The sequence below is a fragment of the Atlanticothrix silvestris CENA357 genome, assembly GCF_016056295.1.
GTDB classification, from domain to species: Bacteria; Cyanobacteriota; Cyanobacteriia; order Cyanobacteriales; family Nostocaceae; genus Atlanticothrix; species Atlanticothrix silvestris.
On the sequence record NZ_JAECZB010000034.1, the window covers coordinates 20,265 to 30,205 of the forward strand.

The following is a 9,941-nucleotide window of genomic DNA, read 5'->3' on the forward strand; positions in this document are numbered from 1 at the left end:
TACTAGGAATTTGGGCGTTGCTGATTAATGGGATGATTTTTGTCTCACGCAGAGGCAAGGCAACGCGGTCTTCTCCCAAGGGGAGACGCTGTGCGATCGGGGTTTCCCGACTTGAAAGAAGTGCCGCCGACTTGTAGCGACTGCCGCGCAAAGGCTCGCAGAGGAAGAGTTTTAAAAGTTGAATTTAATGATTTCATCCCGCAATTATGCAACGCCAAAATTTGCTGAAGAAGTTCCAAGCTTTTTTTGTCTTTTAGTTCGGGTAAGAGCTACTCAAGCTGGTATATCTTGTACCCCTATCCATCCCGTTACAGTTTGGCGCTTCTTGGTGTAAGTTTTGGCAGTGGTTTTTTCTCGGTTCCGAATTGTTACAAGTGATTTATCAAGAATTGCCTCTTCTAAAGAACTAGGATTATCCCAAGTATCTGCTGGCATGTATTCCCAACAGTGGCGGCAAAACCAGGAAATTTCGGAACCATGTACATGTCTTAAAAGTAACCCAGAACAGCAAGGACAGTAATTCATATTTCCAAATCCTGATTATAAAAAAGTATGTTTTTAAAACTGCAACTGTTAGTTGAGAAACGCATCATTATTGAAAAATTTGCTTATATTTCAAGAATAGTTAGGAAATATGAGGAACTTGTGAAGAAAATCATATTATTCAAATATTTGTAATATCTATACATATAAAATTAAGTAATAACCTCATAGTCACTTTATACATATTTATTTACAGCCACTTATAATCAAAGTATGCTTTGTTACTTACATATACTTGATAGCTAGTCGCTATACTAAAGAAAAGTTTGTATACCAGACCTATAGTTGTTGAAAGCACCTGTTTACAAACGTTATAGAAATTTTTACATCTCAACTTTTCTAGAAATTTGGTATAACTCATATCCTCACAAGATCCTCAAAATAATTTCTTATAAAAATAAGTATGAGCCTTAACTGTAGATTGATTGACTACCTATTTTCCATGTATTTCTATTCATAATGTGACCTTTAACCATGTAAGAAATACTTATACAGTTGGGTATTGATGGTTAAGCCTATGAAGTACCAACTTTAGTACTGCCCTTTGGCAAAGTTATGATTGCAGACATATTTGTAGTAGTTGATAAAAAAGCTTTTCTGAGATAAATGATTTGGCAACTGCGGTACAAAAAGGACTTTAAATTATGTTTAGCAAAATTTTAGTAGCACTCACTAATACTGAAATTGGTCAACAAGTTTTTGAGGAAGCCCTAACTTTGGCAAGTGCAAGTAATGCGGAATTGATATTACTACACGTTATCTCACCTTTTGATGATGACTACCTCGCTGCTTCCAGGATGCAAACCGATGAAGCTTATACAAATTTTCACACTCATGGAGTGGAATATTATGTAAAGCAATGGGAAGCCTTGAAGCAAGAAGGAATTGAATTTTTGACATTACTCACCAATCGAGCGATCGCCAAAAATATAAACGCTGAATTTACTCAAGAACTTGGCGATCCAAGTCGCATAATTTGTGAAATGGCTCGTAACTGGAAAGCTGATTTAATTGTTATGGGTCGTCGCGGACGGAGTGGACTGAGTGAATTTTTTTTAGGTAGTGTCAGCAATTACGTATTGCACCATGCTCCTTGTTCAGTACTAACAGTACAAGGAATAATTCCTACCACCAAAAATCTACCAATCACAGTATCAACAGTTTTATCTACTTGAGTGGTGGATTTTTGCTGAAGTTGACGACGATTGTATAAGTAACGTCTTTGTACTTTTCTAATCGAGGTAAAAACCTTTCTGATGGTAAATCAACTGGGATGCTAATAGTACGCTTTATGCAGATTCTACTGGCTTGTAGTAAGCAATAAAGTCAGCGCTGTATGCTTTGTGTACAGGGCTAGATGATTTGCTAAATCAACGTGAGTTCGATGAACCTCTCCCTCCCTCTCCGTGTCGGAGCTACGGTGTACACACAAGTCCAAGTAAAGTAATAACAGCAGGAGTTGTGGGGAGTAAAAGGCGGTGGAAAATCCAATCAGAATACACGCTCAAGTAGTTAAGGGAAAAGCATTTGGAGACCCAAGACTCTCTAAAAGGGGGCAGCATTGTACGAAGCAATGGGAAAACATCAATCAGTCAGCATTCGACAAATAAGTAAATCAAGAGCCGAACAAGTAGGATACTATCGGTTTTTGGAGAATGAGAATGTGACCTAGCAATTCGCAATTCGCAATTGAAAATGCGAATTGTGAATTAATTGATTAATTGCCTAAAGTGGGTGCAAGCCCCCACTAATTGTCTTAATTGCGAATTGCGAATTCACAATTGCGAATTGTTTTGACCGTCGCCTAGTGGGAAAGAACTTATCACTTTATACATACTTAAACCAACAGCCGAGCGAGGGAACTTATCCCTGTTCTGTCACTCTCGGAAAACAATAATCGAAGCAATATTCTGAAACTTTGATTGAGCCAAGCTTTGAGGCTTTATTTTCTAACAGTAACTAAAATTTATAGCCAAAACTTAGAAATTAAAGCCTCGAAAGGTTTTCAGCGATTGGGTTCTCCCAAAGTGATAAAAGAGGGTTATACAGTAGACATCCCAGCAGATGTACGCACTAGTAGAACCGCAACAGAGGCATTGTTAATTGTTCGCCGTGCAATGGTAAAAATTCAACGTCCAGATAAATTAAATGGGCAAGACTACCCCCCTAGTAGTACGCCAAGTTCCCTTGGCGGGGTAAAGGGTAAGGGGGAAGGGGGAAAGGGTTTAAATCCCTTACCCTTTTCCCTTTCCCCTTTCCCCAGCCCTCACAAGCGCATTTTTGGGTTGGCAGACCACTAGTGTGACACTTTACGCAGTCGAAGCCTTGGAAGTCAACCCACCACCAGGTCAAGCACCGATTCATTGGCGACTGCTCACCACCCACCAAGTTGTTTGTTTAGAGCAGGCACTGCAAGTGATTCGATGGTACACATGGCGATGGCGAATTGAACAACTTTTTGCCACCCTCAAAACTGCTGGTTTAAATCTGGAAGCTACCCAGTTAGAGTCAATTGCTGCTATCCAGCGACTGACTGTACTAGCTTTGTCCGTCGCTGTGCGAATTTTACAACTGATTCAGGGACGGGATAACCCTGATTTACCTGCAAATATTGCTTTTTCACACGAGCAACAGCAATGCTTATCTACTCTTGCTCCTACTTTACAAGGGAAAACTCTACTTCAACAAAATCCTTATCCTCCTTCCTCTCTTGCTTGGGCAACTTGGATTATTGCTCGACTTGGTGGTTGGTCTGGTTACAAGTCTCAGAAATTTCCCGGTATTAATACTTTGGTTCGCGGGCTTGAGCAGTTTGAATCTACCTTTTTTGGCTGGAAACTCGCTCTGGGTAGACTTGTGTGTACACCGTAGCGGAGAGGGAGGGAGGGAGTGAGAGGTTCATCGAACTCACGTTAAGGTTATCAGACTTGTATGTACACCGTAGCACTAAAACTAGGTTGACAAATACTGAAGATTATATCGTTGCTTTTAAGTAAGGCGGCGAATTGACAGAAATTGCCTCAAAAATTATATCGTGGGTAGTTTGGCGATGATTGGGCAGCGTACTGCACACAACCGAGAAGCACATAACTGAGATTTACAAAATGATTTTTTGAATATCTGTTTTTTGCAACCATTCTTGTGTACGGCGCATTCCTTCTTCTAAATCGATTTTTGGTTGATAATTTAATCTGCTTTGTGCTTTAGCAATTGAATAAGCATAAGGGCGAGTCACAAAATCTACAGAATCTGGCATAATATCAGCTTTCTTACCCATTAGTTTCTTAGCCAAATTTTGCTGCCAAAGTACAGATTTGAGCATACTGGCTGGCAGAGAAATAGGCTCTGGGAAACCTCCAATTTCAGCCAAGCGCGTAAAATATTCTTTCCAAGAAGTTTCTTGACCATCAGTAATATTAAAAATTTCTCCATAGGCTTCTTTTTCAATAGCCAGAAATATACCTTCAATTAGATTGTCCACATACAAATGGTTTATAACTCCTAAACCATCGTTAGCTAAGGCAAATAGTTTTTGACGCATTAACAACAACGGTCTGACTATCCACGGGATACTCCCAGGGCCGTAAACATCTCCTGCTCTAATAATGATGACGTTAAAATCTGGTAGGGAATTTAGTTGTAAAAGTCTTTCTTCGGCTTCTATTGTTGTCTGACAGTAAGGGTTATTTTCGCCACAGAGGGGGCCTTTTTCTGTAACACCATCAGGATAGTTAAAGCCGTAGACCAAAACACTAGAGAGATAAACGAAGATTTTTACACCAGCACTCTTGGCAGCTTTAGCTAGATTAATAGTGCCCCCAACATTGATTTCACGAAAATAGTCGAGAGATCCACTTTCTTTGGTAACTGCGGCTGTATGTAAAACAATGTCTATTTCTTGACAAGCTTCTTGGACAACAACAGGATCAGTAATACTTCCTAAAAATAACTGAATGCCCGGTTTTTGCACTTTTTTAAATTTATCTGGGGAATGTTGCAGCCCTCGGACTTTCATTTCTTTGGCTTGGGCTAATTCGGCAGAACGCAAGCCGATAAACCCATCAATTCCTGATATTAGAAGTTGTTGTTGAGATAGATTCATAACACTTCGTTGCGAAACTTTTATCTAGAAAAAGCGTTGATAGCGATAAATTATTGGGTATCAATTTAAATTCCCAATTCGCTTACATTTGCTTTCAAAGAAGCAAAATGTTTGCCTCCAAGTTCAATTTGACCCTCTGCACACCCGGTTTTCAATCTTTCGACTAGATAATCTAAATCATGAGCTATAAAATTTGTGCCATGATCTGGCTCTACTAAACTAACTAAGTTCATATCTTTCGATGATTGATGTGCCAAACTAGCAATACCCAAAAAATTGAATACTCCTGATTCATAAGTTCCACAAGGTACTGAAGGGTTGTGGACTCCAACGCAGTACTCATGCGGTTTAAACCATTCAAATACTGGATACCCGTGAAAATGAACAATTGGCGCACCATTTTTAATTAATTCTGGTGCATACAAAGCAGTAGCAAGACTAATGGCAAGCATTACATAAACATCATAAGAAGGCTTAATATCTATTACTTGCGGATCAACCTCTTGGGGTAATTGTAGTAATAGCCTGTCTGTCAAACCAATTCTAAGAACATCATTTTCAAGACTCAAATTTGTTTTATTTGAACCAGAACGAGCGCTAAAAACCCAGATATCAGGAAGTTGCTTAAATTTATATTCTGTTCCTATTTTAGTTTTTAAATACCTTCTACCTATGGTATTTTGACGTACTTGATCAATGCTGAATTCTGTAACAGGAGACAGGCTTTCCCATTCCTGTTCAGTGATCTCAACTTCACCTATATATTGTGGTGGCTCTGCATAAGCAACAAAGCCGTAGGAAACACCAGTTCTACCATTAACAATGACATTGACAATATCTCTATGGGACTTCCTTTTAATTACTTCACTCAGTTTTGAACCTGGAGGAAATAAATTTGTATCTGCCAGAGAATGACTCAAGGCGACTAATTTTTTAGCATAAATCGACTTTTTGACATTACATTCCCCTACTTGAAATTTACTCAGCGGCAGAGGTAAAATGGGGACATAAACTTTAGGAATAAGTGATTTAAGAACAAAATTATCGATCTCATATCTAGAGAAGATAGAGTCAGATAAATTCATATTCAAAATCGAAAATTTGGTAGTAGAAACCCCAATTACGATTTCTGAAAATGTCCGAATTAATGTATTTAATCCAATTTTAATTTTCCTTTGATAAGGAGTTTGCGAATTAATAAATTCCTCATCTAAATCGGTAAGTACAATTACTTGAGTATTTGTTGGGTCTTCAATATATTTAGCTGCACATTCTTCAGCCCAACCAATTACTCGCCCAATTCCTGAAACAGATATTTTTCGGTCTTTCAAAATAAACCGAGTATATAATTGATATAGCTTCTCGGCTGCAAATGTTTCCGCGACACTTCTTAAAGAAGCTGGTCTATCAACATCAATTACAGCGTTAACCCCAGTTTTTACTACTCTAGTTTTAATGCTTTGCTTCAAGTTAGTCAGCGGTATCTTGATTTCATATTTAAATTCTTTTGTAGCTTGCTCCCAGGAGATAACATTGACTCCATATTCCTGTAACTTTTGCTCTAACTCAGTTCTAAAACTCAAAATTGCTACATTTTTGTATCCCTTGACCAGAGGTCTAAAGGTAACTGTTAGCCTTTGAGCCATTAGCTTAGGGTCAATAATGGGTGGTTTGGAATCTTGATTTAATTCCTCCCCTACTTCCCCAATCAAACGACCAATAGTTTGCAGACTTAAGCCTTGAGCAATTGGTACATTACCATCACTATGAACCAAATTGCTTAGACCCGTACCCCTAAGGGGAAGCAAGCTACGCGGAGCATCTCGTAGAGAAGAGTCTTGTCGTGAGACATCGCGCCGCAGAAATTCTATAATTTCTGGCTTATTTGCAATTATTTGTGCCTTGAGTTCTGGAGTTAGTACTCCTTTAGGAGAACGAATATTTAAAGTTTCATTTTCGACTGTAATATAGACACCTTGTTGTCTTAAAATAGACAAGATTTCTACTGTTTCCATAGCTTTTTTATTCTTTACTAAAAACTATTACGATCATTCAATTTGTTTTAACCTTTTTGCACTGATTTAAATTAGATAAATAATCAGTGTTAAATGATTTATTTAAAATCAAATTTTAAGCAAAGGTTAAATTTCAAAAGTTTCTGACTCTAAAGCTTGAGATTCTTCAGCTAACCGTTGGGAAAGTAATTCGATAGTGGGGTAATGCCATACCAGCAGAGGAGAAAATTCAAATCCCAATAAATTCTTTGCTTTGACAGCCAACAGCATACCCTGTGAGGAATCCAAACCGTAACTTTCTAAAGGCTCTGTGACATCTATCTCATCTGGTTTAACTCTCAGCAGTTCAGAAAGATGAAAGACTAGCCAAGCTTGAATTTCTTCTGCTGTATGAGATTGCTGTGTAATTGAATCAGGAATAAACTGGCTCATTTATTAACCTCTAATTTCACAATAACTAAACAATATTCATATCATGAAATAATTTGACATTTCGTAGAATAACGTATCTATTTTCATGACTTTTAACATGATTAGCTTCAAAAAATTATTAAGATGAACAAGAAATATATCTCTTACATGTAAAACAAAGATCCAAATCTAAATCACACATGTCAATAATTAAAGACATGAATTTGTTTACAAGAGATTCCATTGCTTCTTGACTAATTGCAGGCTGAGAAAACACAAAATTTAACAACATTTTTCCGTTAAAAGTTGCAGCATGAATAATAAACACACCTGCATATAAAGCATGTGAGCCAGCAAAACTGATTTCTTCTAGTTCAAATTCGCCGTAAAATTTAGGGATGCTTACCTTACCAATATTAGAGACAGAAACTGTAGCCGCTACTTGTTTAGGTTGTCTGAAACAAAAATCGATGAGATATTTGGCAACTAACATCATCTTGAAAATATCGCCACGCTGTGTACTATCTTCTCGTTTTTGTTTAACATTCCGCGCTAGTTCCCAAAAGGATGTATTTGTTTTTATTGTGTGAAATTCCATCATAGACGCGGCTAATACAGCCAAATGTTCATCGCCAATTGTAGGATTTAAACGTCTCCTCAAATCAAGATATGAGAGACAGTTTACTCTAATATCTTTTTTATTACCTTTAGTAATTTTTTGTGCTACTGTAAACATCATTGCAGCGCATAAAGCACTGTGTACTGTTGTATTTTCTTGGCGACAAAGATTGACAAATTTTTGAGTTAAATCTGGGTCAAGTTGTCGGTGAACAATATTACAACGACGCTGTGCAATAGGTGCGTAATTTTCAAAACCTAGTGTTTTTGGTCGATACCAAATTTTTTTAAATCCCATCTGCAACATAAATAGTCTATTATTTATGTTACTTTTTAAGCCTTTTGTCCATTCAGGTATGATTTCTTCAATGGGTGGGAGAGGAGATAAAGTAACTGAGTTAATGACTTCATCGGATATAATTTTTTGAGAATAAGTCAAAATTTCTGAGTGAAGTTGAATGCATGATAAAGCATCTGCGATCGCATGGTGTACTGTTGTAATTAAATAACTTATATTTTTTTCATTCAATAAATGAATAAGCACCACTCGCATAAGACATTTACTACTATCAATTTTTTCATTCATCTCCTCATCAACAACTTCTGTCCATTGCTCATCGTTTAATTTATTTACAACACGCAACGCGATCTTTGTTGTTCCCTCTGTTTGAAAATAAAGACTATTTTCAGAACGGATAATGTGAGAATTTAGACGAGGATGGCGGCACTGAAGCATGTCTAGAGACTGTCTCAAAATTTCTTCATTGAGTGGCCCCTTAATGCGACTAATAGTCACTATATTCCAGGTTTTAGCCCGGCTGTTTAAGGTCTCCATAGCTTGCTCAAGACAACCTAATTTTCTGTTGTAAATCATTATTTTTAATTTTCTCTGGAAAAGACCAAACTATGTTGTTAAAGGTAAAGTGAATTAAAACCCTCTTTCCTCCTGCCGACGCTTGCAGACTCGCTCTAACTGTAGCTATGCCACAGGCTTTACGCTGCGCTATCCTGCCTGAACCTGATGATAAATGTTCACACTGACTTACTTATTGCTTACCGATACTGGAAAATACTGGTTGTAGTCATTAGGAATCTGTAATCCTTGAATTTTTAAACTTTGAATGCGGTATAAAAATGCTGCCCCAGTCAGGATATGATGAGCAACATCAACTACCTGTCGATTATTGACTTCAGATAAATAAGAACCTTTTACCCAATCATTAAAACTACCTATTGCCGGGCCACACCAAATTTGATAATCAATTTCCCGACCTTTTTCACCAGAACTTGACCAACGAGAAGATAATCCAAGATACCAACGAAAAATTAAAGCCATTTTCAGTTTGGAATTGTTTGCAGCTTTAGTTAATTTATCGGGGTTACGTTTTGACAAATAATTAGCTGTTTCTTGCCATACAGCTTCTAGACTATTTCTAAAAATCTGTTTTTCTAACTTCTCTCTTTCTTGGCGAGGAATCTCTTCAATCGAGTTATAGGTTTTGTATAAATCAAATAGTTTTTGTGCCCGCAGAGGAAAGAGAGTTCCTTTTTTGAGTACTTGAAGTTTCACACCTATTTCAAACATATCTGCGGCTGGAGCCATCATGACATCAGCCATCTCGGCTTGGGCCAGTAATTGCTTAGTATATTGAGAAGTCCCGGCTTCAATACAAGACTGATTAATTGAACCAGTCATTACATAAGCAGCACCCATCATAAAAGCAGCTAAGGCTGATTGTGGTGTAGCAATTCCTCCTGCAACGCCTATCCTAATGGGTTGTTCATAATTATATTGTGCTTGAATTTCATCGCGCAAAGTAATAATAGAAGGCAACAAACAAACCAAAGGGCGATTATCTGTATGACCACCAGAATCAGCCTCGACGGTAATATCATCAGCCATCGGTACTTTCGCTGCTAGCTTGGCTTGCAACTGGGTAATTAGTCCTTTTTCAACAAGCTCTTGAAGGATTTTATCCGGTGCTGGTTGGAGAAATTTACTCGCTACTTCTCGACGAGAAATTTTGGCAATGACTTTGTTTTTGATTTCAATTTGATTAGCATCATTTAAACTTAAACCAGCAGCACGGTAATAAACAATGTTGGTAGTTAAGTCCAAAAATGCCGAAGCTTCTACAGTTGTGACTTGATATTTTAGATATAAATCTACAGCCCGGCGTTCAATCGCCATATCATTAGGACTGTGAATTAAATTAAAAGCATAAGGGCCATGAGGTAAAGCTGATTGAATG

General features: G+C 37.7%; 8 protein-coding genes and 1 pseudogene. 3 read left to right on the forward strand and 6 right to left on the reverse strand.

All coding sequences use genetic code 11. The features are described 5' to 3' along the window. Window positions 1–273: 273 nt before the first annotated feature. Entirely contained in the window at window positions 274–525 is a 252-nt protein-coding gene (locus I8751_RS14055) for a hypothetical protein (protein WP_214439776.1), read from the reverse strand. A 662-nt stretch (window positions 526–1,187) separates the two neighbouring features. On the opposite strand from I8751_RS14055, the gene I8751_RS14060 reads away from it, so the two are divergent. From I8751_RS14060 to I8751_RS14070, 3 genes and pseudogenes are all read left to right on the forward strand, one after another. Continuing rightward, entirely contained in the window at window positions 1,188–1,718 is a 531-nt protein-coding gene (locus tag I8751_RS14060) for a universal stress protein (protein WP_214439777.1), read from the forward strand. Between the two features lie 747 nt (window positions 1,719–2,465). Further along, a complete protein-coding gene (locus I8751_RS14065; RefSeq protein WP_214439778.1) occupies window positions 2,466–2,843 on the forward strand; it encodes a hypothetical protein in 378 nt (125 codons plus the stop codon). Beyond that, window positions 2,842–3,414, forward strand: a pseudogene (locus I8751_RS14070) (IS4 family transposase); the annotation flags it as partial. The gene I8751_RS14065 and the pseudogene I8751_RS14070, both read left to right, overlap by 2 nt. Window positions 3,415–3,640: 226 nt before the next feature. Here I8751_RS14070 and I8751_RS14075 read toward each other — a convergent pair. From I8751_RS14075 to I8751_RS14095, 5 genes are all read right to left on the reverse strand, one after another. Beyond that, window positions 3,641–4,645 carry an NAD-dependent epimerase/dehydratase family protein gene (locus tag I8751_RS14075; protein ID WP_214439779.1) on the reverse strand — a complete coding sequence of 335 codons (1,005 nt, stop codon included), beginning with the start codon at window positions 4,643–4,645 and terminating at the stop codon, window positions 3,641–3,643. Between the two features lie 65 nt (window positions 4,646–4,710). Next, window positions 4,711–6,660, reverse strand: coding sequence for a TubC N-terminal docking domain-related protein (locus I8751_RS14080; protein WP_214439780.1), 1,950 nt, complete (start codon window positions 6,658–6,660; stop codon window positions 4,711–4,713). Window positions 6,661–6,786: 126 nt separating this feature from the next. Next, a complete protein-coding gene (locus tag I8751_RS14085) occupies window positions 6,787–7,092 on the reverse strand; it encodes an acyl carrier protein (RefSeq protein ID WP_214439781.1) in 306 nt (101 codons plus the stop codon). A gap of 118 nt (window positions 7,093–7,210) precedes the next feature. Beyond that, entirely contained in the window at window positions 7,211–8,563 is a 1,353-nt protein-coding gene (locus I8751_RS14090; protein ID WP_214439782.1) for a phthiocerol/phthiodiolone dimycocerosyl transferase family protein, read from the reverse strand. A 168-nt stretch (window positions 8,564–8,731) separates the two neighbouring features. Beyond that, window positions 8,732–9,941: PfaD family polyunsaturated fatty acid/polyketide biosynthesis protein (locus I8751_RS14095; RefSeq protein ID WP_214439783.1), on the reverse strand; the 1,210-nt coding region annotated here is incomplete at its 5' end.

Excerpts from the sequence above, each read along its gene's own strand:
- I8751_RS14055 (WP_214439776.1), bottom strand. The coding sequence starts at position 525 with ATGAATTACTGTCCTTGCTGTTCTGGGTTACTTTTAAGACATGTACAT.
- I8751_RS14060 (WP_214439777.1), top strand. The coding sequence starts at position 1,188 with ATGTTTAGCAAAATTTTAGTAGCACTCACTAATACTGAAATTGGTCAA.
- I8751_RS14075 (WP_214439779.1), bottom strand. The coding sequence starts at position 4,645 with ATGAATCTATCTCAACAACAACTTCTAATATCAGGAATTGATGGGTTT.
- I8751_RS14080 (WP_214439780.1), bottom strand. The coding sequence starts at position 6,660 with ATGGAAACAGTAGAAATCTTGTCTATTTTAAGACAACAAGGTGTCTAT.
- I8751_RS14085 (WP_214439781.1), bottom strand. The coding sequence starts at position 7,092 with ATGAGCCAGTTTATTCCTGATTCAATTACACAGCAATCTCATACAGCA.
- I8751_RS14090 (WP_214439782.1), bottom strand. The coding sequence starts at position 8,563 with ATGATTTACAACAGAAAATTAGGTTGTCTTGAGCAAGCTATGGAGACC.